The organism is Stieleria varia (genome assembly GCF_038443385.1).
Lineage (GTDB): Bacteria > Planctomycetota > Planctomycetia > Pirellulales > Pirellulaceae > Stieleria > Stieleria varia.
Genome location: NZ_CP151726.1, coordinates 9,254,246 through 9,280,270 on the forward strand (window position 1 = coordinate 9,254,246; position 26,025 = coordinate 9,280,270).

Consider the following 26,025-nt stretch of genomic DNA (forward strand, 5'->3'; position numbering starts at 1 on the left):
GCTCGATTTCCCGAGGTCAATACTTCGGGAAGATGTCCGGAGTTGGAAAACGATCCTCGGGATTGTTTTCGAACAGATATTCCTCCCGGGGGATCTGCGTCTTGGGCCAGCTTTCTGGTCGCACACGGACGACTCTCCCGGGGCGGAGGCCTTCAATGATCAGGTCGGTCTCGAACTGAATTCGGATGCCGCTACTGCCTAGCGGGATTGCTTCGGTTGACCGGCTGACCTCACGGATTTCGCCGCTGGATGCCACGTGGGAGGGTCCGTAGTGGCCAGCAGCGTGCTTCAATGTGTTCTCGGCTCCATTCATTTGTGCACCGACGCCTTTTTGAAAGTCATCGTAGAGCGAGTCGTCCATACCACCGAACAGCGTTGCGGTGACCGTCGCCCGGCCGAACTTCCCATAATCGACGGCATCCACCCAGGCAGGCATCCAGCGACTGCGGATGAATGCTTTATGCGTCTCGGTCTGAAAATGGGCTGCGTTTTGGATGGCGTCGTCGTCCAGCCAGATGTCGGAAATGTGGAACTGAGTGAAAGCGCCGCTCAACCCGTCCCCCGGTGCCGGCTTCCAGGTGATTCCGAGCAGGACGGCCTGTCTGCCAAGGTCTTTCTTCCCGCTAGCGGGCCACGCTTCTTCGGCGACCAAGTCGGCGACTCGAATACGCTCGCGACCACGCCAGATACGAGTGGCTGCGTCGAAGGTCAACTCTTCGTCGTCAACGCCACCGTCACCACCGTCTTTCGACTCGCGGCTGGCGATGATCCTCCCTACGTTGTCCTTGAGTTCCACTTCCTTGAGCTTCCAAACCTTGCCGACCCGCAAGCAGTGACTCGGTTCGTCTTCGAGCAGCAGCACGTGATTCTCAGCCGGTGCGGTACCGATGCCACGATAATGTCCCGCGTCTTTCTCCTTGTTGTTCACCGGCAACACCGGCACGGACGAAAGCTTCGGGTCGGGCGGGAGGAAGCCACAAACGTGCATCACGGTGCCGAGCGGAATGTCACGCAGGTCCGCCGGAGCGCCGTGATACCGAATGACACCGTAGGGCAACATGGCGAAGGGTTGTGGGTCGTTCCGGTAAAACTTTCCTGTGCCTTCCACACGGATGCTGCCACGGCGATTGGGGTGATCGACGAAGACGATCTCGCCACGATACGAGTGTGCCTTTTCCAAAGGCGGAAATTTTCCAGGCTGGGGGCGGAAGACGGCGACGTCATCGCCGGTTGCGATGGACGCCAGCAGAAACAACATGCAGCCGAGACACAGAACCAAAAATTGATCGAGTGACCGGGGAGTATGGCCAAGAGAGAGACTTGATTTATACATTGCGATCCGGTGAGTTAGCGCGGATTAAGCCTACGAGCATTGATACCACATCGACCAATGAGGCTTTGCCGTTACCTGATTCCTGATAGACGTTCAGTTTCTCGTGATCAAATTGCTTCATGGTTACCTCGATCCCGTCCCATAATCCTAATCGTAATCCTACTCTTACTCTTAATCCCCTTCGCCTCTCTCCATGGCCGCCCAAAACGGAAGCCAATTCACGCCGCGATCGGCTGAGATTTGGATCAAGGAGTGGGAGTGGGATTAAGGAGTAGGAGTACGATTAAGGACTAGGAGTGGGAGTACGATTAAGAGTACGATTATGATTAAGAGTAAGGTAAGAGTAAGAGTGGTAGGTCAACACATCACACTTCGATGGTGCTGTTGCTATCACCGAACGTATCGGTTTCCACCCCCATCTTCTGTGCCATCAAGAGCAGCAGGTTGCTCATGTGGGCATCCGTGTTTGCGGGGCGACTACACAGCCCGTAATGCTCTCCAGGCTTGTCGAGTTGATAGCCGTCGAAGTGTCCCTGGTTGAAGTCGAGATGCCTGCCATGTTTTAGCCCGAGGTCGTTACCACCGGCGAACACCAGCGGCAAGTTGGCGTTGCCGTGACTGTGGCCGTAGGACATCCCACTACCGAAGAGCGACATCGTCGAGCCGAGCAGCGGCTTGCCATTGACATCCTTTGTCGCTTCCAGTTGTGAAAGGAAGTAGCAGTATTGCTCGATTGCAAAGGTGTCGTAATTGGTCAACTTCTCCATGTAGCCTTCATCGCCGCCGTGGTGGCTGAGTTGATGTCGCGATTCGGTGATGCCGATCTCTGGAATAGCGAACGCATCGCCTTCGCCGCCGAGGCTGAACGTGGCAACGCGAGTGACATCGGTCTGGAATGCCAACACGATGAGGTCATAGACGGTGCGGAAATAGTCACCCGCTTGTGTAGGGGGAATGTCGCGGTTGGTGCGTTTCCGATCGGCGTCTGTGATTTCGGGAAGCGGCGTGTCGAGCCACGCATCAGCTCGACGCGTGCGGACCTCGGCCTCACGAACCGAGGTGAGGTATTGATCGAGTCGACCTTTATCGGCGGTTCCCATTTTCTCTTCAAGCCGCCGCACTTCCGCGAGGTTGTCATCCAGGACGCTGGCTTTGCGGCGCAGAGCCCTCCGCTGAGCTTCGATGCCGCCCTTGGGCTCCTCGAACAGCGACGCAAAGATTTCGCTGCAACGACGCATGGCGGGCAATTGAACTCCGTCTGCGGTCCAAGCGAGAGAACCCTGCGTGAGAGCGATCTCCATGGACGGATAGCGGGTGTGCTGTGCGGTGACTTCTGCCATCCTCTGATCGACGGAGATGGTGTTGCGTTCCGACGCGCCGATCTTTCCACCGGTCAGCCAAATGTCGATGCAGTTGTGATGATGACCGAGGCTTCCTGGATGATGCAAGCCGCTGACAGGGGTGATCACCTCACGGTACTTCTCCAAAGGCTTTAGTGATCGTGAAAACTCATAGTCTTTGCCCGGCGTCGTGATCTGATAGTTCAGAGAATGGACGCCGTTGGCGAGATAGATAAAGGCACTACGACTGGGCGAGGCGTCTGGCTCGGCCGCGTTGAGCGGAACCATGCATTCCAGCAGTGGCAGCGAGATACAGGTGCCCATTGCACGCAGCGCATGGCGTCGGTCGATCAGCCACGATTGGGAGAGGAAGTTCATGGTTCTTGGTTCTTGGTTCTTAAAAGGTAGCGGATGAAGCCGCCGACTTTGGCGTGCGTCTTTCCAGCCTGCTCGTAAATGGATTCGAATTCATCTTGTGAAATGTAAGATTGGTCTAAAGCGACATAGAGCTGACTTTGAACTTCTGAGCATGAACGCTGTGAGTAGCGAAGGAACTTGACGAATTCAGCATTGCTGCCTCCGTCAAATCCTTCGGCGATGTTGTGCATGGCCGACCCAGACGCACGCGTAATTTGATCCCGAAGTCCAAAGTCTTTCGCAAATGCTCCACGTGTAGCTACCGCATAAACCTGTGTCGTCAGTTCTCGCGCCAACTGCCAGCCTTCGATTTCTTCAAATCGTCGAATCGTCATGGGTTCTTGTCTTTGGTTCTTCTTTACTCACGATTGGCTTGGCGGCTCTGGCTTCCAGCACTTTGATTGTAGTTCAAACGCCCTTATCACCGCGTCATCTAACGAAGAACCAGGGACGAAGAACCAAGAACCAAGAACCAAGAACAACTACCGTTTACGTATCAATTCTGATAGCGCCACCGCACGTACTATATCCTTGACCCGGTATTGATGTCGCTTCGCTTCGTCGACAATCGCCTGAACGCCGTCGCGGTCATCCACGCTCAGCACGCGACGAAGTGCGTAGGTGCAAAGGTGTTCAATAAAAGCTCGGGCAAACTTGTCGCGGTCCTCCAGCAGCAGTCGTTTGAAGTGGACGGAATCGCTGAAGGGACGACCGTCGGGCATGACGCCAGAGGCATCCACCAGCGGATCGTCGCCCACGCCGGTGGGCACCTGCTCGCGTGTGCGCCATTGGCCGATGGCGTCATACTGATCGAAGGCCAAGCCCAGTGGATCGATGTTGCGATGGCAAGCAGCACAGCTCGCGTTTTTGGCGTGCGTCTCGATTCTCTGGCGGATGGTGATCTTGTTTCCCTGGGGTGGAATGGGCTCGATCGGATCGACATTGGCCGGCGGCGATGGCGGAGTCTTATTGAAGATCGTTTCACTGACCCACACGCCACGATGAACCGGGCGGTGACGCGTTCCATCCGAGGTCAGTCCGAGCACTGCTCCCATCGTCAGTAAGCCGCCGCGATGATCTTCGGGTTTCAGCGAAACGCGTTGAAAGCCGTCCTGCTCCGGCTCGGGCAGCCCGTAGAAGTCGCAAAGTCGGGCGTTGGCCATCGTCCAATCGGAGTCGAGGAAGGCGTCGATGGGCAGGTTCTTTTTTAGCGTCTCACGGAAGTACTCAACCGGCTCACCTCGCATGCTCGTCTCAAGCCAGTCGTCATATCCAGGGTAGAGCTTCTTGTCCGGCGGGAACATTCCCACACGATGCAGCCCGAGCCACTGGCGTGAGAAGTCGTCGATGAAGCGATTGATTCGGTCGTCTGTCAACATCCGGTCCACTTGGGTAGCGAGCCTTTGCGGGTGGTGCAAGCTTGTCGTCTGCAGTTGACTCGAATTTAAAGTCTGCGGTGCTTGGCTCGCTGGCAGGTTGGAAATCTGCTCCACGAGTTCGTCGTCGGGCATTGAACTCCACAGGAAATAAGAGAGCCGTGATGCGAGTTCCCAGTCGGTGAGCCGCTGGCGGGCGTCGGGCTCTCCCTCAACGAGATAGATAAAGTTTCTCGATGTCAGTACGCTCTGCAACATGATGCGATAAGCATCGGCCGGCTTTTCACCCGCCTCGATCTCGACGCGGTACGTTTCCAGATAGTCGTCCAGCTCTTCCTTCTTCACCGGGCGTCTCCAGGCACGCTGAGCGAATCGCTGCAGGTGCCTCGCGATCACGTCGTGCGGCGCGTCATCGGGCGGCAGCACACCCTCGCGTCGCGACTTCTCTGCCTCCGTGACCAATGGTCCCTCCCACTCGATCCAATCGAGGATCACCGTCGAGAAGATACCGTTTCCTTCACCATCAAACATTTGTGGTGCGTTCGGATTCAGCAGCAACGTCTCGTTGCTGTGCGTGAAAATGTACCCGCCTCGGCTGGCGAGCGCGCCGCGAAAGGCGGCACCGGCTCGTCGGTCCACCACGTCGGTGGCCACCACTGCGAAATGCAATTGGGTCGGCATTTCCAAGAACACATCGAACTCAAAAACCTGCGGATTGTCCTCCGTCGCCGTGATGTCGAATTCGACAAGACCGTCCACGGTCTCCTCACTGGTTCGTTGACCGATACTCAGGTGAGCCGGTTGGCCGCCCGGTGGACGGATGCCGCTGGCTTGCAGACGAAGTTTGTAGAGCCCGCTGTGTTCTTCTCCCGTTTTCCCAAACCAACTGGAGGAAAGTGCTTGCTCGACTCGCCCAGGGAACAGGAGATAACGCAGTGGCCGCTTGATGCCAAATCGATCCAACGCTTGCTGCTGTTCTTTGCCACCCCCGTAACGCAAGTCCGCAGCAGTTTTCCGAACTTTGCGAGCCTCGCCGGACGAGATCGGAAACGCACGGTCGAGCACGACGCCTGCGGCGCGGTAGTAACGGTCCACATGCGACGGCGAGAGCGAAAGTTGCGTCCCGATGCGTTCGTAGCCATGCCACAACGTGTCCTCGTTCAGCGCTCCCGGCTTGGCCGGATCATATCGAACGCCTAACAAATCATAGACCGTGTTCTGATATTCCTTGCGGCTCAAACGATAATGCGACACCGCCGGACGCGCCGCCATTCGTGCCGCCCGACCTTCCTTCAGCAGCGAGTCGAGTTTAGTGACGAATGCCTCAATCTCGTCTTGTGTCGGCTGTGGTTCCTCTTTCGGCGGCATCTCGCCGCTGTTGACTTTATCGAGCGCTTCCGCCCAGTGGTGCGTGTCCACTCCCGCTTTAAAATCTCGCGACAGCAGGTCAATGCGTATGTCACCTTCCTCATTCAGAGGTCCATGACAGCCGATGCAGTGCTTCTCCAGAAACGATTCGAACGGTTCGGCCGCCGAAACGGACATCGCCGAAGCAAACAGTGCCACCGCGACGAAACACGTCCTACAGACTGGACGGGGGCTGATCACACTCACGCCAAAACCTCCTCAATTACGTGTCCATGGACGTCGGTTAAGCGTCGCTCAAATCCGTTGTGATAATAGCTCAATCTTTTGTGGTTCAAACCCAACAAATGCAATATCGTGGCATGAAAGTCGTAGACCGTGCTGACGTTCTCGACGGCTTTGTAACCAAATTCATCGGTCGCTCCGTAGGTGAACGGCGCCTTCACGCCAGCTCCCATCATCCAGGCAGTGAACCCGTCGGGATTGTGATCTCGCCCACTGGCTCCTTTTTGAAACGTCGGCATGCGACCAAACTCGGTCATCCATACCACCAATGTGTCCTTCAGCAAGCCACGCCGCTTCATATCCCTTAGCAGCGCCGCGCAAGGCTGATCGAGCACCGGACCATGTTTGCTGTATTGTTGTTGAAGCGATTTGTGTCCGTCCCAGTTGCTGACACCTTCGCCACCAGTCTGATACGCACCGTTAAACAGTTGCACAAAGCGAACGCCTTTCTCAATCAGCCGCCGTGCGAGAATACAGTTCTTAGCAAACTGCGCCTTCAACCCGTTTTCCGGATCATCGGCGCCGTATTCACGCAAGATGCTTTGCGGTTCGCTCGACAAGTCCGTGACCTCGGGAACGCTCAACTGCATCCGTGCGGCGAGTTGATAGCTGGAGATTCGTGCCGCGAGTTCGGTGTCGCCGGGGAATCGTTCCAGGTGTCGCTGGTTCATTTGCTCCAAAAACTTTCGTGTCGCGAGATCCGTTTGGTTGCTGACGCCGGGGGGAATGTCGAGATTGTCCAGCGGCTTGAGGGCACTGAGTTGGGTCCCCTGATAGGCTGCGGGCAGGAATCCTGGTCCCCAGTTGTTGACACTCGACTGCGGAGTGCCGCGTGGATCGGCGATCGCAACGTAGGCAGGCAGGTTTTCATTCTCGGTTCCCAAAGCCCACGTCGCCCACGCTCCCATGCTGGGAAAACCGTCGAGCGTGTAGCCGGTGGACATGAAGTTTTCGCCGGGCCCGTGCGTGTTGGTCTTGCCGGTCAGCGAATGGATAAAGCACATGTCGTCGGCGAGTTCCGCAAGTTGTGGAACAAGCTGCGAAACCATCTTGCCGGACTCGCCACGCGGTTTGAATTCCCACGGGCTCTTGGTCAGCATTCCCTGCTCACCCTGAAACGTGACTAACGATTCGGCCCCAGGCATTGCCTGGCCATGACGTTTGATGAGTTCAGGTTTGTAGTCAAACGTGTCGACCTGACTGCAGGCACCCGCACAAAAAATCACCAACACGTTTTTGGCCGCTGCCGGATGGTGCGTGCTGCGGCTGGCGAACGGTCTCGCGGGATCAATGTCTGGACGGATCGGACCGGAGTCAGCAAGCAATTGTTGCTGATTCAGCAGACTCGCCAACGCAATGCTGCTCAGGCCGGTCGTTGCCTGAGACAAAAAGTTTCGTCGATTTAGCAGTGGAGTCATGGTGTACTGGTGGTGCGGCTGATCGTTCACGGAATAAAAACAAACTCATTCGCATTGAGCATCACGCGAGTGAATTGCACGATGCCTTCTTGTTTAATGAAGGCTTCACTGTCGGCCAATTCATCGTCTGTTGGTGTTCTCTGAAAACACAATTCCCATGCTCGCGTGATCTGTTGTGGCAGCGTTTCACATTGAGCGTCCAGCCGTTTTGCAAACAACTCCGCCTGTTGCGTCACGAAACGACTGTTGAGCAGATTCAGTGCCTGCAGCGGAGTAGTGGAACGACTGCGTCGGGGAACCACCATGCTCGCATCCGGGCAATCAAAGACACCGAATACCTGCTCACGTTCTTGACGCACACGCGTCATGAAAATCATGCGTCGCCAGTCATCCGGGCCATAGGATGTCTTTGCGTGATAGTGCCGCACGTTTTCCATCTGCACGTCAAAGGGGCTGAACCCCGGTCCTCTTGCGTCACCCAGCACCAGTGTTCCGGACACCGACAAGATGGAATCACGGATGGCTTCGGCCTCCAAACGTCTGGGCGGAAATCGCCAGAGCAGACGCGACCCTGCGTCTATGTTGAACGCCGTCGGGTTCGGCCGATTGCTCTGACGCCATGTGTCTGAGCGGAGAATGCATCGATGAATGTGCTTCAGGGACCAATTGTTTTCGATCAACTCTGTGGCAAGCCAGTCGAGCAATTCAGGATGGGTGGGTTGCGACCCGTTGATTCCGAAATCGCTGGGTGTGTCGACGATTCCGACACCAAATTGAAACTGCCATAGACGGTTCACGATGACGCGTGCGGTCAGCGGATTATCTTTGTGGGCAATCCATCGAGCCAGCTTCAGGCGACGGTCTTGTTCTGCCGAATCGAGTTCCAAGGTGGGTGCGTTCAAGGCTTCGACACCACCGGGAGCAACCTGCTCGCGTTTCATTTCGGGTTCACCACGGTACAGCCGATGAGTGGGGCCAGGTTGGGAAAACGTCCCGGCATAGGCCGCAACTGGTGCGGTGAACATGGCATGCTGACGTTCAAGTTCACGAAGTTCGCCAAGCCACTTGCGTCCCTGGTTGGCATCGGATTCCGGGAAAGCCGCGAAGTGATAAGTTTGCTGCTGCTCCGTTGTTTTCTCGTCCGAGTGACGATCGCTCGAACTGGCCAACAACGTCCAAGCTCCCGGGTCGGACTCCGCCGTGATTTGGTACTCAACGGGCAACCGATCGCTGTATTTTCCAGTGCGATCTCGCCCCCAAACGATTCGATCGATCTGAGCCGGTTGAGCGAATTCCAGCTGCACCCAACCACTATCGCGCGAACTGACGATCCAACTGCGTGCGTTGCCGTGCTGGCCATCATTAATGTGCTGCAACTTGTGCAACTCGTGAACGAAGTCGCCCGACGAAGTGGCTTTTGTTCCTTCGCTGGCCAGGGCAACGTTGCGTTTGCTGGAATAAACCTCCAATTCATCGAGACACGCTTCGCTTTCGCTGTTGGTCTTGTTGATCGAAAAGCGAACACGACGTGTCAGGGTGGGAGCGAAGCGTTCTTCGTTACGTTTCGCATTCACGGGAGCACGTTTGTTCGGTGGATGGACGACCGTCGGCGTCTTCCATTCCGGTTGCAAGACAATCACGTCGGCAGTGATGGCGGCTCCCGTCGTACCTCCGACCAATACGATTTCGCTGTTGGGCGAAAGTGTATGTACGCCCGCGTCATGAAAGCCGCTCCATTTCGCGACACTGTCCACCTGCCCCGCGCCGCCAGCAGCCAGTCTCTGATTCACCGTCGCGATCTCCACTTCTGTGGAGTCCGAACGAATCAGGTATCGAGCGTCCTGACAATGCGTTGTAAAACCTGATCCCCAACTGATCCAGATTCGGTATCGCCCGCTCGCGTGAGGATGGTAGCGGGCAATGTCTTTGCCGGGTGAATTCGTCCACCAAGTGTATTTCGAATCGCCAAAAGAAGTCAGATCGTGGTTGGTCTTGTCGGCTTGGCCTTTCGCGTCGATCAAATGCTCGGCGTCCGATTCATCCATGACGATCGTGGCGAGTTGATCCATCGGAATGAATCTCTTGAGCTTGCCCTTTAGATCTGCAATTCGGGTGTCAAGCTCAGCGACAGTCTGCTGTGTTTCGGGCGAAGGCGGTAACGTGCGATCGCCATGGTTGACGCCGGCAAACACGGCTTGCATCGCGTAGTAATCGCTTTGCCGGATCGGATCAAATTTGTGATTGTGGCACCGGGCACAGCCCGTGGTCAGACCGAGGAATGCGGTGCCCGTGGTATTGATCATGTCGTCCAATTCGTTCATTCGCTGCATCTGACCGAGCTTCGGATCTTTGCCTTTCACGACATCGTAAGGGCCAGCGACCAGAAAGCCTGTTCCAATCGGTGCGTCCAACGCATCACCGGCGAGCTGCTGGCAGATGAATTCATCGTATGGTTTGTCCTCATTCAAAGAATCGATGACCCAGTCACGATAACGCCAGGCATTGGGGCGTTCGCGATTGGTCTCGAATCCGTTGGTTTCACCAAAGCGAACCAAGTCCAACCAAAACGTCGCCCATCTCTGGCCGTATTGGGGGCTGGAAAGAACCTCATCGACAAGCTGATCCCAAGCGTCATCGCGGTTGTCACGAACGAAGGCATCCACTTGTTCGGGCGTAGGCGGCAGACCATGCATCACAAGGTACAGTCGACGAATCAACGTCCGGCGATCCGCTTCCGAGGACAGCGAGAGACCTTCGTCACGAAGTCGCTGCACAATGAAGTCATCGATTCCCGCTGCGTCGACTTTACGAACAGGCTGAAATGCCCAGTGCGAAAGATCCGTCGGTTCCTCGGCAGGACCGTATCCCTCCGGCGTCAGCGCGCCGCCGGCAATCCACTCTTCGATCCGTTTGATTTGTTCTGGCGACAACGAATCATCCGGCGGCATTTCTTTGCCGGCTTCTTCGTGGCGGATCAACTTCAAGAGGTGGCTCGCTTCGGGACGCATCGGCACGACGGCGGGCTCACCCGAGTTACCGCCCGATCGCATGCCGGATAATCGATCCAGACGAAGCTGGCCTTCCTGCTGATCCGGACCATGGCAGTCGAAACAATTATCCCGAAGGATCGGTTCGATCTCGGTGACAAAATCGACCGCACGAGCCATGGAATTGGCAAGGATCGAAATGGCGAGGACAAAAAGGAAACGCGGAGTCATGCAAGAATCTCCTGTATCAAATGACCGTGCACATCGGTCAGCCGTCGTTCGATACCATTGTGATAGAACGTCAGTCGCGTGTGATCGATGCCCAGCAGATGCAGAGCGGTCGCGTGCAGGTCGTAGCTGTAGGTAGGATTTTCGACGGCCGTGTAACCAAGCTCATCCGTAGTCCCGTAGCCGACTCCGCCTTTGATTCCGCCGCCCGCGAGCCATGCGGTGAAAGCTCCTGCATTGTGGTCGCGTCCTTTTCCCCCATCGCCCTGAGCGGCTGGCTGACGACCAAACTCCGTGGTGCAGATGACCAACGTGTCGTCGAGCATTCCCTGTTGTTTGAGATCTGTCAGCAACGCCGATGCGCCGGCGTCCAACACAGCTCCCCAGTAACCGTGGTCGCGACTCAGGTCCTCATGGCTGTCCCAATTCGGTCGAATCTTTTTGGCGGTCGTGTTCTCGGCTCCGCAGTAGATCTGCACAAAACGCACGCCGCGCTGAGCCAGTCGCCTTGCCAATAAACACTGTCGCCCGAACGGGCCGATCTCCGGGTGATCGGTGTGATAGAGTTGTTGTGTTGCGGCGGTTTCTCGGCTCAGGTCGGTCGCTTCGGGTGCGCTGAGCTGCAACTGCGCCGCCATTTCATACGCCTTGATTCGGGCGTCCAGTTCACTGTTGCCGCTGCGGGACTGCTGATGCAGGCGATTGAGCTTTTGTAAAAACTCCAGGCCTGCCCGATCCGTCGTCGGAGTGACTTCCGCGATGCCTTTGGGCGGAAACAGGTCAGCGATGGGTTGACTGGGATTGCTTGTATCGAGCGTCGTAGCTTGGTGCTCTGCAGGCAGAAAACCGGCCCCCCAATTGATGATGCCGCCGGGCGGCAGGCCTCTCGGGTCCGGCAAGACGACGAAGGCGGGCAGGTCATCGGCTTCGCTGCCCAGGCCATACGTCACCCACGATCCCATACTGGGAAAGCCGGGCAAGGTGAAACCGGTATTCATCATGAAACACGCCGGGCCGTGCAACGCGGTCTTGCTGTGCATCGAATAAATGAACGCCATGTCGTCGACGCAAGTCGCAAGTCTCGGAAACAAATCGCTCATCCAACGACCGGACTCGCCGTGCTGACGAAATTTCCAATGACTGCCTCGACAGTTGCCAGGCTTGGACGCAAAGAACTGCAATGTTCCGTCGGTATCGAACGGCTTTCCATTGCGTTTTTCGAGTTCCGGCTTGTAATCAAACGTGTCGACTTGGCTCATTCCTCCGGGGCAAAAGATTTGAATCACACGCCGCGCCTTTGAGGCATGGTGTGACTGCGATCGGCCTTCGCCCGCCAGCATCGCCGTCAATGCCAGCCCACCAAGTCCACCACCGGCGGTCTGCAAAAACTCTCGTCGTGAATGACTTGCGTTCGGATCAATCGACATACACAAACTCGTTCGAATTGAAGAGTGACCGGCACAGCGAGAACAATCCCTGCTTATCCACGAGTTCCGTCGCAAGACGAGTTTCTTCGGCGGATGGCTGCCGTCCAAACGCCAACGCAAAGGCTCGCCTGACTTGATCGCCCGAATCGTTTCCAGCCTCCTTTTCGAGTCGCTCGGCGAAGTAATGAGACTGCCGGAGCATGAAATCGTTGTTGTAAAGTGCCAACGATTGCAGCGGCGTCGTGGTCGTCTGTCGCCGTGGCGTCAGGTTGGCCGGGTCGGGACAATCGAGCGTGGTGAGAAATCTGTCAGGCGTAGTACGAACGATGTAGCGATAAATGCTGCGTCGCCAAAGCGATGGTTTGTCGGCAGTGATGTAAGTATAAATCGGAGCGTAAGCGTCCTGGTACTGAAAATCCTCAAAGCCGGGACCACCGCGATGGAGACTCAGTTTGCCGCTGACGAACAAAACGGAATCGCGAATCGCTTCGGCGTCGATGCGGCGTGGATTCTGACGCCAAAGAAGCCGGTTGTCGGCGTCGATCTCCGCAGGGTTGGCACCCTTGCCCGTGTCGGTTTGTCCTGCCGTTGATTGGGAAGGTTGAGAACCTGCACCACGTTTGTACGCCTCGCTTGTGACGATCAACCGATGCATGGCCTTGAGGGACCAGTTGCGTTTGGCAAACTCGTCAGCCAGCCAGTCGAGCAACTCGGGGTGTGATGGCCGTCCGCCTCCGTATCCAAAATCGCTGGGCGTATCGACCAGTCCTGTGCCGAAATTCCATTGCCACAAACGATTGACGATCACGCGGCGGACAAGCGAGTTGTCCGGATGTGTGATCCAGCCCGCCAATGCAGCTCGACGTTCGCCTTCACCGGACTCCAACGTTCCCAACTCGGGATCCAGCATCGCCAGCGCAGAAAACGATGCGGGAGCCAGCGCACCGCCACTGGGAGATTCCGGGTCGCCCCGAGTCAATAGCCGCACCGCCGGAACAGACTCTTCTGCGACGACTCCATAGAATCGCGGCGGCGGACCGAGCGACTCAAGCTCTTGCTCAATCTGCTCACGTTCAGCGTCGATCTCCGCGAGCCGCGCGCGAGTTTTATCCGTCGGCGTCGCTGGCTCTGCCAGTTTCACTCGCGGATCACCGAAGCCGATCTGATCCATGCTGTAGCCGTTCCCGCCATCGGTGGAAACCAGTGTCAGAAAGCGAGTCGACGCAGGTAGTTCGACGTCGATTTCCTGCAAACCCTTGGCTCGTTGTAGCTCGCGAAATTCGGCGACCTTCCGTCCGTCCACGAACACCCACGCATCGGCAAAGTGGTTGCCGATGGCACCAAAGTAACCCACCTTGGCCGTGAAACGCATGTGGGGCAGGTTTGCAACCTGCCTCTTTTCTGATGTTTGCGGCAGGTTGAAAACCTGCCCCACGAGAGGTGATGGGGTATCCAAGAGGGCACGCCCGATGGCCGCAACATCAAAAGTGATCCCCGCGTTCGCGTGCAATCCCAGCAGGCTATGGCCGTCTTTTGTAAAGTCGATTCCGTCCAATTCTGGAGAATGCTGACTAGCGACCGGGCCGTTGCGAATCATGTCCCACGCCTTGCCCGATGTTTTGGGAAGACCCGTGATCGTGACCCCGGTGGAACTGACGGGAATCTCTGCAACGCCGTTTTCACCATCTGGTATGAAAACACCATCGACGAAGTCAAACGGGGATGGCGAAAATGTGTTGGTCACCACATTTCCAAGGTTACCGAAGTCGCGGGTTTGCACCTTGGCGTTTCGCGGATCGATGGCGTTTCGATAGGTTCCCGAGCCGAGTCCATTTCCGCCGCCAACGATGTCTGCAAGATTTAGCCCTACGCCTTCCAACCTTCCTTGCTCAAAATCAAGCTGGTTGCGCCGATCGGTCAGTTCCTGTTTTTGTGATTCGTACTGTTTGAGAGCCGCAGCGCTGACCACTCGGTCGCCACGCTTGACTCCGGCAAAGACCGCTCGCAACCGGTAATACTCCTGCTGCGAGATCGGATCGAGTTTGTGATCGTGGCACCTCGCGCAATGAACGGTCATCCCCATCGTGGCCGTCATGACTTGAGTGGCCATGTCATCCAGATCGAGCGATCTGGCCGCTCGACGCAGTTCGGGACTCTTTGTCTCCACCTGACCGACAAAGTCCCATGGACCGGCGGCAAGAAATCCGGTCGCAACCACCGCATGTTCGTTGTCCGGCCAGAGCACATCGCCTGCGATTTGCTCCTGTAAAAATCGGTCGTACGGTTTGTCTTCATTCAACGCACGGATCACATAGTCACGATAACGCCACGCGTTGTCCCGCCGTTGGTCACGCTCAAAACCGTGCGTGTCGGCGTAGTGAGCGATGTCCAACCAGTGTTGGGCAAAGCGTTCGCCATAGTGTGGAGAAGCCAACATCCGGTCGACGAGCTTTTCGTATGCCTCCGGGTCGGTGTCAGAAACAAACGCTTCAACCGCTTCCGGCGTCGGCGGCAATCCATGCAGATCAAACGACAGACGCCGAATCAGCGTGCGTCGGTCGGCTGGTGGGCTTGGCGTCAGTTGGTGCAGGGCGAGCTTGGTATCGATGAACTCATCGATACCGCATGGTTCGCCAGAATGCTTTTCGCCGGATCCTGGCGATTGTTTTTTGTTTGAGGACTGATGGCGAAGTCCACTGCGAAGTGGTTGGTACGCCCACCATGACGCATCGGCTTTCGACTTCTCTTTGACAACAACGCCATCAGGCCACTTCGCCCCTTGGACAATCCATCGCCGCAGCAAGTCCACCTCCGTGTTGGAGAGTGGCGTCGCTTCCTGTGGCATCGCCGGCGGCTCGCCATCCTGAGACATGACCAAATCGATCAGGTAACTGGCATCGGGAGTCCCGGCAATGACAAACTCGTTCGCCTTCAGGTCGTCGAAAGTTTCCAGCGATACATCGCCTTTGTCGCTGACCGACGAATGACAGCGGATGCAGTGCTGTTCAAAGATCGGCGCGATCTGCGTCTGAAAATCGATCGACCTCTCGTCGGCTCGGCAGAGCGTACAAATCGACAGCAGAATCAATGCGAGTGAGATTTGCCGAGACTTCATGCGAGAGCCTCTTTTTTCAAACGCGAGAGAACAACATCCATGTGCTCCCGCATCGCTCGTTCTGCGGCGTTCGCGTCATGATCCGCGATGGCAGCTACGATCTCGCGATGCAGCCGGCGACCAAGTTTGTTTTCTCGCGGCGATGGCGTGGTGCGTACCATCTGAGTGAGGACAAACTCGTAAATCACCTCAATCATGTTCTGCATCAGCGGATTGCCCGCGATGTCGATCAACCTGCGATGGAAACGAAAGTCCAGCTCCAATGCTTCGGCGTACGGCAGATTCTGATCGTCAAGCTGCTTCAACAAGGCGGTCAGCTCTGCGACGTCTTCTTCGGTGGCCAATTCCGCCGCTTGCCGCGCTGCCTGCACTTCAATTGCCGTCCGCAATTCCGCGTAGGAGCGTAGTTCCTGCGGCGAGATCGTGACCGCGGAACGCAGCAACCGCACGCAGTTGGCCAGACTCGTGCGGCTTGCGACAAACGTGCCGCGTCCACGTTGGATATCGACAAGCCCCATGCTTTGCAGACGAGCAAGCGCCTCACGCAAGACGGGCCGACTCACCTTGAGCTGCTCGACTAGGTCATGCTCCCCGGGCAACCGTTGTCCTGCCGACAAGTTTTGCTCTTCGATGACCCGGGCAATCCGCTGGACGACCAGATCCGCCGTCGTCTGCCGCTGGATCGCTTCGATTTGCATAGAATCACCTCAGGATGCACGTGTCAACATGTCAGACAGGTTAAGCAGGCCACTCCCCAGCGTCAAGTTCGCGTTCCGTCCGGCAGTCCAACGCGCTGTCGCCCTCCTGCCATGAGGTTCCTGAGAATTTCTCAAGAAAATTGGCGGTTCTGGTCCGTCAATTCCCCTTCTGTCAGGTGCCTACAACACTTGTCCTCTCCTGATTGCTGGCGGAAGCGCGATGCGAAGAAGACCTTATTCAATACCCGTTGAACATCTCTGTTCAGAGAAACGTCCGCAGTATGAATCTCTCCGCAATGCGTTCACGCTGATTGAGTTGCTCGTGGCGATTGCGATCATCGGAATCTTGGTTGGACTGTTATTGCCTGGCGTTCAGGCCGCGCGTGAAGCGACTCGCCGAACTCAATGCAGCAACCAAGTTCGCCAAGTCGCATTAGCGTTTCACAATCATCAAAATCAGTTCAAGCATTTACCCTCAGGTGGTTGGCGATTTGATACGCCGCCTACCTACGTTGGAAGCAACCCAGTGATTGGCGCTGAACAGCGAGCGGGTTGGGCATTTCAATTACTGCCTTTCATTGAAGCGACCGCTACGTGGCAAGCAGGCGTCGAAGAATCGATTGGCTTGCCAACACAAGTGTATTTTTGCCCGTCGCGTCGATCTGCTCAAACGATCACAGTTCCCGACAACTACGACCCGCCGATAACTGGCGGCGACATCACACATGCTTTGATCGACTACGCGGCAAGCAACCGTGATGGAACGGGCGTTGTTCGGCGTTTCAGCCCACGTCGCATGCGTGACATCCTTGATGGAACGAGCGACACGTTATTGGTCGCAGAGAAGCGTCTGAACGTAACTTTCGTTGGCACACCGCAAGACGATGACAACGAAGGTTATACGGCAGGTTGGAACACCGACACGATGCGCAGCACATTGAAGCAGCCATTGCCGGACATCAAAGGGCTGGGCGATGGCGACGATCGATTTGGTTCGTCACATCCAGGCCTTTTCATCATCGCACTGGCAGACGGTTCTTGTCGAACGGTGGACTACTCCATTGACTCAGAGGTATTTCGGCAACTCGGCGACATTGATGACGGCTCCGTGATTGAGGAGTACTAGTACGCAGAAACGTCACTTTCTCACTAAACATGCTGCGAGAGGCAGCCTAGCAAGCACCAGCGGGACTTAAGCAACGAGCGATCAGTTAATGGGGTAGTGGCTGAGTTCATGAGTCCTCTCGCAGGGGACTCGCGACCTCGTCGACTACGTGGTGCGTCACTTATTGATGGTGCGTTGATAAGGCTCCAAAGTTCGCGTTCGAGTAACAAACCGACGAAGTCATGAACAAAAACACAACCCGTGGGGCAACGAATGAGCCTCGGCCAGTCCGACATTATCGGAGCCTCGCTTTTGCAGTGCCCTTATCGATTGGATTGGGGCTACTGACATGGTACGTATTGCTGCCCGAGGATCCCGTTGTGGTTTTAGTAAGAGAGCTTCAGTCAGCCGACGCCGAAGATCGCTATGACGCGGCGAAAGACTTGGAGGAATTGGGAGCAAACGCGTTGCAAGCGATCGATGCACTGTCGGTCGCGTTACGCGATAGCGAGCAAAAAGTGCGGTATCGCGCGGCAAAGGCGCTTTCACGAATGGGACCACCTGCTGCAAGAGCCGTTCCGTCGTTGGCGGAGGCGTTAAAGGACACAGAACGGGACGTTCGATACTACGCCGCAAAAGCGCTCTACAAGATCGACAACGATGCTGCGCCAGCGCTTCAGCCAATCATCCAAGTGCTGGACCAAGGTGAAACCGATCCAGACATACGTCGCTATCTCGTGAAAACGCTTGGAGAGATCGGCGAAGATAGTGAAGAGGCTCACCGCGTCGTCAAGAAGTTGGCACGAGATCCAGACCCTCGAGTTCGAGAGGAAGTCACTGAAGTTCTCGGAGAGTTCAAAGAAGAGGAAGATCGAGTCTCGCAATGAATCTACACTTTCCAACTATCAAGAAGCTTGGGTCCGAACCACGGATCGCCCTGTATTCCCACGACACCATGGGACTGGGGCATTTACGCCGCAACATCCTGATTGCGTCGATCTTGGCCGAATCTCCAATCAACGCGAACGTTTTGGTCGTGTCAGGAGCGAGGGAAGCTTGCCATTTTGCCATGATGGCGGGCGTCGATTGTGTTACGCTCCCATCGCTTTGCAAGGATGTGTCCGGCGACTACACCGGTAAGCACTTGCGATGGACATTTCGCGAAACCACATCGCTTCGCTCCAAGATCCTAGCATCAACACTGAACGCTTTTTCGCCCGATGTATTCATTGTCGACAAAGTCCCGCGGGGCATCGGCAACGAATTGGACGAGGCACTCGCTGACATCGGTGAAAAAGGAACAACACGATGCGTGCTTGGACTACGCGAGATCCTGGACGATCCCGCGACGGTCATGAAGCAATGGATCGAATGTGACGCCGAGAAAACGATTCGTGACCACTACGACGAAGTATGGATCTACGGTGATTCCGCTATCTATGATTCGGTTCAACAGTATGCGTTCGGATGCGAAACAGCGGATCGTTGTGTGTACACGGGATTCTTGGATCAAAGTCGGCGAATCAATCCATCGATACGACGAAACTGTCCAGAACACCAAGCAGAATCGATAGCCGTATGTGTGATCGGTGGCGGGCAAGACGGAATGCAACTTGCCTCAGCATTCGCATCAGCTCGCATGCCGCTGGGTTGGAAAGGAATTCTGATCACAGGGCCCTTCTTACCCGAAGCAGACCGGATGTGGCTACGTCAAACCGTTGCGTCAAAGTCCGACTGCGAGCTGGTAGAAAACCTCGTTGAGGCGGACGGGTACATCTCGCAGGCGGATCGAGTGGTTTCGATGGCGGGTTACAACACCATCGCATCCATCCTCTCGTTCGAAAAACCTGCGTTGGTCGTTCCGCGCATGGCACCGCGACGCGAGCAATGGATTCGCGCTAATGAACTTGCTCGCCATGGCCTGCTGACAACTCTCTCGCCCGACGATCTCACGCCGAGGGCAATCACAGATTGGATCGAGTGCCCTGACGTGCCCAAACCGACTGCGAATTCGGTCGACCTGGGGGGGCTAGATCGCATTGTCGAAAGCGTCAACCGCTGGCTTCCACAGCGTTCCGCGTCCTCAACACAACCATCGGAGGTGTCCATTGTTTGATTCGACTTGCCAAGCAGATAAGCCCATTCGCGTGGGGTACGTCGTCAAGCGTTATCCACGCTATTCAGAGACATTCATCGTCAACGAGATACTCGCTCATGAAGCAGTTGGGCTGCCGATCGAAATCTTTTCCGTTCGCCCGCCCGTCGACACGCACTTTCAAGACATCATCTCGCAGGTACGAGCTCCAGTGCACTACTTGCCAACGAACCTATCAAAGTCCAGCGACTTCTGGCAATTGATTGGCGACGCCTCGAAACGCCATTCGTTTCTCGCCTCTCGCTTATCAAAAGTGATAGGGCACAATCCGGCTGTCGTCACTGCGGCGATCGCCATGGCAGATCAAGCGACCAAGACAGGAATCACGCACTTCCACGCGCACTTTGCGACAAGTGCTGCGGACATCGCATGGCTGGCAAGTCAACTGACAGAAATCCCATTCACGTTGACGGCTCACGCGAAGGACATTTTCCATGAAGACGTCGATCACGCGGCTCTTGTACAGAAGCTTCAGGCAGCACACGCTACCATCACGGTCAGCGATTTCAACGTGGATTTTCTGCAGCAAAACTTTGGTGATGCGGCCGATCGAGTCGAACGAATCTACAACGGCTTGAATCTAAATCACTTTCCATTTTCCTCCCCACGAAATCGAGAGCCAGTTGTCTTGGCTGTTGGACGTTTGGTCGAAAAGAAGGGATTTGATGTGCTGATCGACGCCTGTTCGATTCTTGCAGAACGCAACGTTTCGTTCCGAACTTGCATCATCGGAGATGGCCCCTTGATGCCTGACCTCCGTCGACATGCCGAAACCTCGATGCCCGACAATCAGATCGAGTTTCTCGGCCCGCAGCGCCAAGAAGTCGTCAAAACGGCGTTGCGAGGCGCAGCCGTTTTCGCAGCACCGTGCGTCGAGGGATCCGACGGTAATCGCGACGGATTGCCCACGGTGTTGCTTGAATCCATGGCCATCGGGACACCCTGTGTTTCGACCCCCGTAACAGGGATTCCGGAAGCAATCATGAATGACGAGACTGGCTTGCTCGTTCCCCAACGTGATCCGACCAAGTTGGCCGACGCACTTCAACGATTACTTCGTGACGGAGAGCTTCGCGTGCGGCTTGCAGAAGCGGCTCGACAGCATATTGAACGGAACTTTGATATCCATCGCAACACGGCGAAACAACGAAGGCTATTCGGGTCGTCAATACACGATTCGCCTCACGCCGCCGATAGGCTCGTCAGTGCGGGGGTGGCGTAATGCGTATTGCCTATGTCTGCGCGGACCCTGGAGTCCCCGTCTTCGGTAGCAAAGGGTGCTCGATCCATGTCCAGGAGATGGTGCGAGCCATGCTTGCGCGAGGTAACGATGTGGAGCTATTCGTCGCACGCACCGGAGGAGAACCCCCGCCAGACTTGCGAAACTGCATCGTTCACGAGATGTCGATCCCACACTGCGAGAACACTCGTACCCGGGAGGTCGAACAAGTGCTATGGAATCAACGCGTTGCACGTGCGCTGGACAGTCGGCCCAAATTCGATTTCATCTATGAGCGGTATGCCCTTTGGAGCGCTAACGCAATGCTGTGGGCAAAACGGAAGAACATTCCATCTGTACTGGAAGTCAACTCGCCACTGATCGATGAACAAGCCAACCATCGTGAGCTCGTCCAGTCTCACTTGGCGAGCGTCATGACGAGAGACGCGATGCGAAACGCTAGAACGACCTATGTCGTCTCCCATCAAATCGTCCCCTACTGTCGCAGATTCGTTTCTGAAAAGCGGTCGGTGCACGTGATCCCCAACGGAGTCAACACAGACCGATTCTCGCCCGGCTCGAAGGCAACCGATCCGTTTCCTGGATTGACGATCGGGTTCATCGGCTCGCTCAAGCCCTGGCATGGTGTCGATGGACTCATCGAAGCATTCCTCAGAGTCTGCCGATCCACTCGACTCGATCTGACGCATCCCGAACGACACGCTACGTGCAGGTTGTTGATTGTTGGAGACGGTCCTGAGTGTCAGGCAATAAAGGCTCGGGTGCTGGAGCACGCCGAACTCCGAGACAGTGTCAGGCTGATTGGCGCGGTTGATCCGCAGTCCGTTCCCGGATGGCTCAACTCGATGGACATCGCCGTGGCACCCTACCCAGACTTAGATGACTTCTATTTTTCACCGTTGAAAGTCTACGAATACATGGCGGCTGGCCGCGTCGTGCTCGGAAGTGCAACGGGCCAGATTGGTGAACTCATCGAACACGGCATCAATGGATGGCTGTATCCCGCCGGCGACATCGACTCAATGGCCCAAGCGTTAATCGATCTACGCCAAGATGTTTCACTTCGTGAGCGACTCGGTCGCGCCGCCCGTGAGACTGCGGAAGGTCACAGTTGGACGAAAGTTCTCGACCAAATTTTTGACGCCGTCACACGAGACCAATTCATCCCCGCCGACGACCATGGAGCACTGCGAGATGAACTTCAAGTCTGATCAAGAGCCACGCTCCTGGCATCGTGCTGCACGGTTGCTTGCTCCTTATGTGCTCCCGTACCGCTGCCGAATCGGCTCCGCGATGGTATGCCTGCTGATCGCAGTCGCACTAAGAATCGTCGAGCCGCTACCGCTGCAATTCATACTTGATCGAGTATTGGCTGAACAACTCTCTGGAAACGCAGCGACCAACGAGCCAGATGCAATCGCAATTCTGACGGTTTGTGCGATCGCAGTCGTTCTCATTGCATGCGTGCGGGCAATTGTTGAATACTTGCGAGTGGTGACGTTTGCTTGGATCGGAAACCGAGTCGTGACTCAGCTTCGGCGAGATGTATTTCAACACCTTCAATCTCTTTCACTTTCATTTCACAATCGCGCCAGAAGCGGCGATCTGACGATTCGATTGGTGGGTGATTTAAACATGATTCGAGATGTCGCTGTAACTGCGCTGTTGCCGATGCTCGCGAGCGTATTGATACTCACCGGCATGTCCGCCGTGATGCTTTGGATGCACGTGTGGCTTGGGATGCTGGCAATTTCGGTGTTTCCTCTGTTCTGGCTATCTGCAACCAAGAGCAGCCGAAAAATCCATACAGCTGCCAAGCAGCAGCGTTCTCGTGAAGGGGCGTTGGCCGCCACTGCAAACGAGTCACTTTCATCGGTGAAAGTGGTTCAGGCGCTTTCGCTAGAGCATCACTTTGCTGATAAGTTTGGCGCCCATAGCCAAAAGTCTATGCGTGAGGGGGTCAAGACAAGCCGCCTGTCTGCGGCACTCGAACGCAAGGTCGATGTGATGATCGCTATCGCATCGGCGTTGGTGCTGTGGCAAGGTGCTCGATATGTCATGGCTGGGGAACTAACAATCGGCGGACTCGTTGTGTTCCTGGCCTATCTAAAACGCGGGTTCAAGCCTTTGCAGGACTTTGCGAAATACACGGGACGCCTCTCCAAGGCTTTGGCCGCCGCCGATCGTGTGCTTGAGATTCTCGAGACATCACCTGACGTCCGGGACAGCCCGAACGCAGTCGACGCGCCGGCATTCGAGGGGAAAATCCAGTTTCGAAATGTCACATTCGGCTACCGAGCTGACACGCCCATTTTCAAGAACGTTTCATTCACGATCGCCCCCGGAGAAATCGTGGCCATTGTGGGGCCATCCGGTGTTGGAAAATCAACCCTTCTCAGTTTGATCTGTCGGCTCCATGATCCTGACGGGGGAACGATCCTGGTCGACGGACATGACATTCGTGATTGGACGGTCACGTCACTACGACGCCAGCAAAGTATCGTGATGCAAGACAACGCGGTCTTTGCCACGACCGTCCGAGAAAACATAGCCATCGCTGACGCCGATGCAACGGACGCCGAAGTGGAGGCTGCAGCACTCACGGCCAGTGCCCATGAATTCATCACTGCATTACCCGATGGGTACAACACGCTTCTTGGCGAACGAGGAGCGAACCTGTCTCGGGGACAGACGCAACGGCTTGCGATTGCCCGAGCGACAATTCAATCACCGCCAATCTTTTTGGTAGATGAACCCACGACTGGACTCGATGAACAGAACGAACGAATGGTCGTGGAAGGCATTCTCCGCGCGAGCGAGGGCCGCACCACACTGATCGTCACGCATCAAATGGAGATTGCGACCCACGCTGACAAGGTTTTTGTCTTGCATCAAGGCGAAATCATTGAGATCGGATCTCACGATGAACTCATGGGAAAAGAAGGTGTTTACGCGACGATGTATCGGAACCAACAACAAGGGAGGTCGAAGCTTGAATATGCTCTCCAGCAGTAACGATCAGCTCGTCAGCCGCGAACCGGCGTTGCCAGGGCTGGCGATACTGCTCAATGCAGAACGTTTCGCACGTCTGTGGGCCATCGAACAATCGTTGCCACAGCGACCTGCTGCGACGATGCAGTATGTACGTTACAAACCAGGCCGACGTTGCATTGCTGTGTACTTGATGAGTACAGACTCGACTGAGTATCAAGTCGTTGTAACAGCATTCAATCGGGATGGTTGGCACAAACACATTCATACGTTTGATGGTACAACTTGCGACACAAACCCACATCGCGATACCGACCTGACTGACGCATGGATCTCGGTGGCAACGTTTCCGAGGGACCGCAAAATCCGGTTGCTGGAAGCATTTCGTCACCCAGACGAAACAAGAAACTTTGTTCGGAGTTTCGTGAACAAGCAAATTGACGACGATCACTTTCGTGTTCAGTGTGTGGCTTACAAGCCAGGGCGAAGGGCGGTGTTCGACGTGCAGACCTCATCGGATCATCGGTACGCTGTGAAAGTCATCGAATCCTCGGAGTTCGAGCAAGCCAGACGACCTGCTGAAGCGTGGGAGCACATCCGCTGGCAGCTCAGCGACCGTCGCGTCGAATTGCCCGAGCTGATCCGAGCTGACCAGAAACGACGGATACTCGTGAGTCGTTGGCTGAAAGGACGCAACCTGGCGGAACAAATGTCGTCGGTCTTGCAATCGGAGTCCGATCCTTACTTTCGTGTTGGAACGGCGCTTGGGGAACTACACCGTAGTGAACCAGCAGGACTTATCAAATCTCGCGATACCGTGTTGAATAGCCCTTATTCCCGTTTGGCGTCTGACGTCGCGACATTAGTTCCGAGTCTGAGCAAGAATGCACGATTTTTTGCGAACGAGATCGAGAAGCGAATTGCCGTACATTCGCATCTCCAAACGCCCATTCATGGCGATTTCTACGCCAAGCAAATCTGCGTCGACGACCACTCCATCGGAATACTCGACTTTGACCAGTCCCGATACGGAAGTCCCCTGCAAGATGTCGGGAACTTTATCGCCAAAGTCATCTGGAACTCGTATCGCGGCGATTTTACGGCGGATCAGGTTGCGGAAATCGAAGATGCCTTTCGGCAAGGCTATATCAGCAGGTGCGGAGATTTGGATGAAGCAGCAGTTGAACTCCAAGTTGCCGCCGGTCTCTTTAAGTGCATGACCCATCCGTTTCGCTCCGGCATGGACAATTGGCACGATCACATTGCCAACATTCTGGAACTGGTGTCGGAGCGATTCGAGCGACACCGGACTGACGATCGCCTTACCCCGCGAGACAGTACGAATGCAAAACGCCCATCGACGGCGCTCAATAAGAGTCCTGCTCCGTCAATGTTCAAACAACAACTACTTCGCGATGTGCCGACAACGTGGATGGCCAACGCGTTGATCTGTGAACGGGCCAGAGAAAGAATACTGCGATGTTGTCCAGAGTTCTCAGGACTAGACGAGCGTCTCGTGGTCGACCACATCGAACCCGTTCAAGTCAAGGCTGGACGCCGATGCTTGATACGATATGACCTACGTGTTGCCCAATCACAGTCGCCGGATCAGAAAATCTCGATTCTGGGCAAACTTCGTTTCAAGGGAGTCGATCGGCATGGATACTCAGTTCAACAGCAACTGCATAAACAGGGATTCAATGAGCTAAACCCAAACGGGGTCTCAGTTCCTCGAACGCTTGGGATCGATCCAGAAACTCGAATTTGGTATCAGGCTTGCGTACCGGGACGCTCGCTGGAACAGCTCGTCGCCAGCCAGGAAGAAACAATCCAGCCGGAAGCGTCAAAACGCATTGCCGAGGCTCTGGCAACACTTCATTGCGAATCAATGATTCGCCGGTGTCGGGCATGGACGATTGATGATGAAGTGCAGTCACTCACACAGCGATTGCAGAGTGTTGCATGCAAGCATCCTGGTCACAAAGCCGCAATCGGCAAGTTGATCGACCTCGCAAATCGCCTTTCCAGATGGCTCGTCAAAGAACCGTCCGTTGTGATTCACCGAGACTTTCATCCGTCTCAGATACTGCTGACTGACGAGAAACTCTATTTGCTCGATTTCGATCTTTGCAGTTACGGTCCTGCGGCCTTGGATGCTGGAAACTTTCTCGCACATCTGTGGGAGCTATCTATCCGGTGCTCCCAGCAATCGAGCATCTGGATGAACGAAGCGACGAAGTTTTTAGAGAGTTACCAACAGACGCTCTCCCCGGGTGAGCCAATCCCATGCAATCTGAATGCTTGGTCGTGGCTAGCGTTTGTCCGCCATGTCTGGATCAGCACACAAATCTCGGATCGAGCAGCGACGACGGGAGCCGTTATCGAGAAGGCACTCGAGATGGTGGACGACCTGTCATCGAGCTGAAACACGGGTCGTTGTCCAACGCGAGATTACTTTTGCAAAACATCTGGATCAGACACCGTGACGGATGCATTCGCAATTGATTTCGAGCGTCCAAAAGGGGCTTGTTGTGAAAGATGCACC

The 26,025-nt window shown here is 55.6% G+C and carries 16 protein-coding genes; 7 read left to right on the plus strand and 9 right to left on the minus strand.

The window, feature by feature from the left end; genetic code table 11:
* Positions 1–16: 16 nt before the first annotated feature.
* The 9 genes from Pla52nx_RS31320 to Pla52nx_RS31360 all read right to left on the minus strand — a co-directional run bounded on the left by Pla52nx_RS31320 (position 17) and on the right by Pla52nx_RS31360 (position 15,989).
* Positions 17–1,258 carry a hypothetical protein gene (locus tag Pla52nx_RS31320; RefSeq protein WP_146519318.1) on the minus strand — a complete coding sequence of 414 codons (1,242 nt, stop codon included), beginning with the start codon at positions 1,256–1,258 and terminating at the stop codon, positions 17–19.
* A gap of 440 nt (positions 1,259–1,698) precedes the next feature.
* Positions 1,699–3,051, minus strand: a complete 1,353-nt coding sequence (locus Pla52nx_RS31325; RefSeq protein WP_146519317.1) for a DUF1552 domain-containing protein — start codon at positions 3,049–3,051, stop codon at positions 1,699–1,701.
* Positions 3,048–3,425, minus strand: a complete 378-nt coding sequence (locus Pla52nx_RS31330) for a four helix bundle protein (protein WP_146519316.1) — start codon at positions 3,423–3,425, stop codon at positions 3,048–3,050. The genes Pla52nx_RS31325 and Pla52nx_RS31330 overlap by 4 nt, the downstream gene beginning before the upstream one ends.
* A 147-nt stretch (positions 3,426–3,572) precedes the next feature.
* Entirely contained in the window at positions 3,573–6,032 is a 2,460-nt protein-coding gene (locus Pla52nx_RS31335; RefSeq protein ID WP_197454439.1) for a DUF1592 domain-containing protein, read from the minus strand.
* 44 nt (positions 6,033–6,076) lie between these two features.
* Entirely contained in the window at positions 6,077–7,534 is a 1,458-nt protein-coding gene (locus Pla52nx_RS31340; RefSeq protein ID WP_146519315.1) for a DUF1501 domain-containing protein, read from the minus strand.
* Positions 7,535–7,560: 26 nt separating this feature from the next.
* Complete coding sequence (locus tag Pla52nx_RS31345; RefSeq protein ID WP_231741859.1) at positions 7,561–10,752, minus strand: DUF1553 domain-containing protein; 3,192 nt, start codon at positions 10,750–10,752, stop codon at positions 7,561–7,563.
* Positions 10,749–12,176, minus strand: a complete 1,428-nt coding sequence (locus tag Pla52nx_RS31350) for a DUF1501 domain-containing protein (protein ID WP_146519314.1) — start codon at positions 12,174–12,176, stop codon at positions 10,749–10,751. Before Pla52nx_RS31350 ends, Pla52nx_RS31345 begins: the two co-directional genes overlap by 4 nt.
* Positions 12,166–15,291, minus strand: a complete 3,126-nt coding sequence (locus Pla52nx_RS31355; protein ID WP_146519313.1) for a DUF1553 domain-containing protein — start codon at positions 15,289–15,291, stop codon at positions 12,166–12,168. Before Pla52nx_RS31355 ends, Pla52nx_RS31350 begins: the two co-directional genes overlap by 11 nt.
* Positions 15,288–15,989 (minus strand): FadR/GntR family transcriptional regulator, encoded by a 702-nt coding sequence (locus tag Pla52nx_RS31360; RefSeq protein ID WP_146519312.1) that lies wholly within the window; start codon positions 15,987–15,989, stop codon positions 15,288–15,290. Before Pla52nx_RS31360 ends, Pla52nx_RS31355 begins: the two co-directional genes overlap by 4 nt.
* Before the next feature lie 220 nt (positions 15,990–16,209).
* Here Pla52nx_RS31360 and Pla52nx_RS31365 point away from each other — a divergent pair, with 220 nt between their 5' ends.
* The 7 genes from Pla52nx_RS31365 (at position 16,210) to Pla52nx_RS31395 (ending at position 25,905) form a co-directional block, all read left to right on the plus strand.
* Positions 16,210–17,115 (plus strand): DUF1559 domain-containing protein, encoded by a 906-nt coding sequence (locus Pla52nx_RS31365; RefSeq protein ID WP_146519311.1) that lies wholly within the window; start codon positions 16,210–16,212, stop codon positions 17,113–17,115.
* 296 nt (positions 17,116–17,411) lie between these two features.
* Positions 17,412–17,981, plus strand: coding sequence for a HEAT repeat domain-containing protein (locus Pla52nx_RS31370; protein ID WP_197454438.1), 570 nt, complete (start codon positions 17,412–17,414; stop codon positions 17,979–17,981).
* A complete protein-coding gene (locus Pla52nx_RS31375; protein WP_146519309.1) occupies positions 17,978–19,210 on the plus strand; it encodes a glycosyltransferase family protein in 1,233 nt (410 codons plus the stop codon). Before Pla52nx_RS31370 ends, Pla52nx_RS31375 begins: the two co-directional genes overlap by 4 nt.
* Positions 19,203–20,471: a glycosyltransferase gene (locus Pla52nx_RS31380; protein WP_197454437.1), complete on the plus strand. Its 1,269-nt coding sequence runs from the start codon at positions 19,203–19,205 to the stop codon at positions 20,469–20,471. The genes Pla52nx_RS31375 and Pla52nx_RS31380 overlap by 8 nt, the downstream gene beginning before the upstream one ends.
* Complete coding sequence (locus tag Pla52nx_RS31385) at positions 20,471–21,700, plus strand: glycosyltransferase family 4 protein (protein WP_146519308.1); 1,230 nt, start codon at positions 20,471–20,473, stop codon at positions 21,698–21,700. Before Pla52nx_RS31380 ends, Pla52nx_RS31385 begins: the two co-directional genes overlap by 1 nt.
* Positions 21,684–23,504, plus strand: coding sequence for an ABC transporter ATP-binding protein (locus Pla52nx_RS31390; RefSeq protein WP_197454436.1), 1,821 nt, complete (start codon positions 21,684–21,686; stop codon positions 23,502–23,504). The genes Pla52nx_RS31385 and Pla52nx_RS31390 overlap by 17 nt, the downstream gene beginning before the upstream one ends.
* Positions 23,488–25,905, plus strand: coding sequence for a phosphotransferase (locus tag Pla52nx_RS31395; RefSeq protein ID WP_231741906.1), 2,418 nt, complete (start codon positions 23,488–23,490; stop codon positions 25,903–25,905). Before Pla52nx_RS31390 ends, Pla52nx_RS31395 begins: the two co-directional genes overlap by 17 nt.
* The last annotated feature ends 120 nt before the right edge of the window (positions 25,906–26,025 follow it).

Excerpts from the sequence above, each read along its gene's own strand:
- Pla52nx_RS31330 (WP_146519316.1), bottom strand. The coding sequence starts at position 3,425 with ATGACGATTCGACGATTTGAAGAAATCGAAGGCTGGCAGTTGGCGCGA.
- Pla52nx_RS31345 (WP_231741859.1), bottom strand. The coding sequence starts at position 10,752 with ATGACTCCGCGTTTCCTTTTTGTCCTCGCCATTTCGATCCTTGCCAAT.
- Pla52nx_RS31375 (WP_146519309.1), top strand. The coding sequence starts at position 17,978 with ATGAATCTACACTTTCCAACTATCAAGAAGCTTGGGTCCGAACCACGG.
- Pla52nx_RS31355 (WP_146519313.1), bottom strand. The coding sequence starts at position 15,291 with ATGAAGTCTCGGCAAATCTCACTCGCATTGATTCTGCTGTCGATTTGT.
- Pla52nx_RS31320 (WP_146519318.1), bottom strand. The coding sequence starts at position 1,258 with ATGTTGTTTCTGCTGGCGTCCATCGCAACCGGCGATGACGTCGCCGTC.
- Pla52nx_RS31350 (WP_146519314.1), bottom strand. The coding sequence starts at position 12,176 with ATGTCGATTGATCCGAACGCAAGTCATTCACGACGAGAGTTTTTGCAG.
- Pla52nx_RS31360 (WP_146519312.1), bottom strand. The coding sequence starts at position 15,989 with ATGCAAATCGAAGCGATCCAGCGGCAGACGACGGCGGATCTGGTCGTC.
- Pla52nx_RS31325 (WP_146519317.1), bottom strand. The coding sequence starts at position 3,051 with ATGAACTTCCTCTCCCAATCGTGGCTGATCGACCGACGCCATGCGCTG.
- Pla52nx_RS31340 (WP_146519315.1), bottom strand. The coding sequence starts at position 7,534 with ATGACTCCACTGCTAAATCGACGAAACTTTTTGTCTCAGGCAACGACC.
- Pla52nx_RS31385 (WP_146519308.1), top strand. The coding sequence starts at position 20,471 with ATGCGTATTGCCTATGTCTGCGCGGACCCTGGAGTCCCCGTCTTCGGT.
- Pla52nx_RS31365 (WP_146519311.1), top strand. The coding sequence starts at position 16,210 with ATGCGAAGAAGACCTTATTCAATACCCGTTGAACATCTCTGTTCAGAG.
- Pla52nx_RS31390 (WP_197454436.1), top strand. The coding sequence starts at position 21,684 with ATGAACTTCAAGTCTGATCAAGAGCCACGCTCCTGGCATCGTGCTGCA.
- Pla52nx_RS31395 (WP_231741906.1), top strand. The coding sequence starts at position 23,488 with ATGCTCTCCAGCAGTAACGATCAGCTCGTCAGCCGCGAACCGGCGTTG.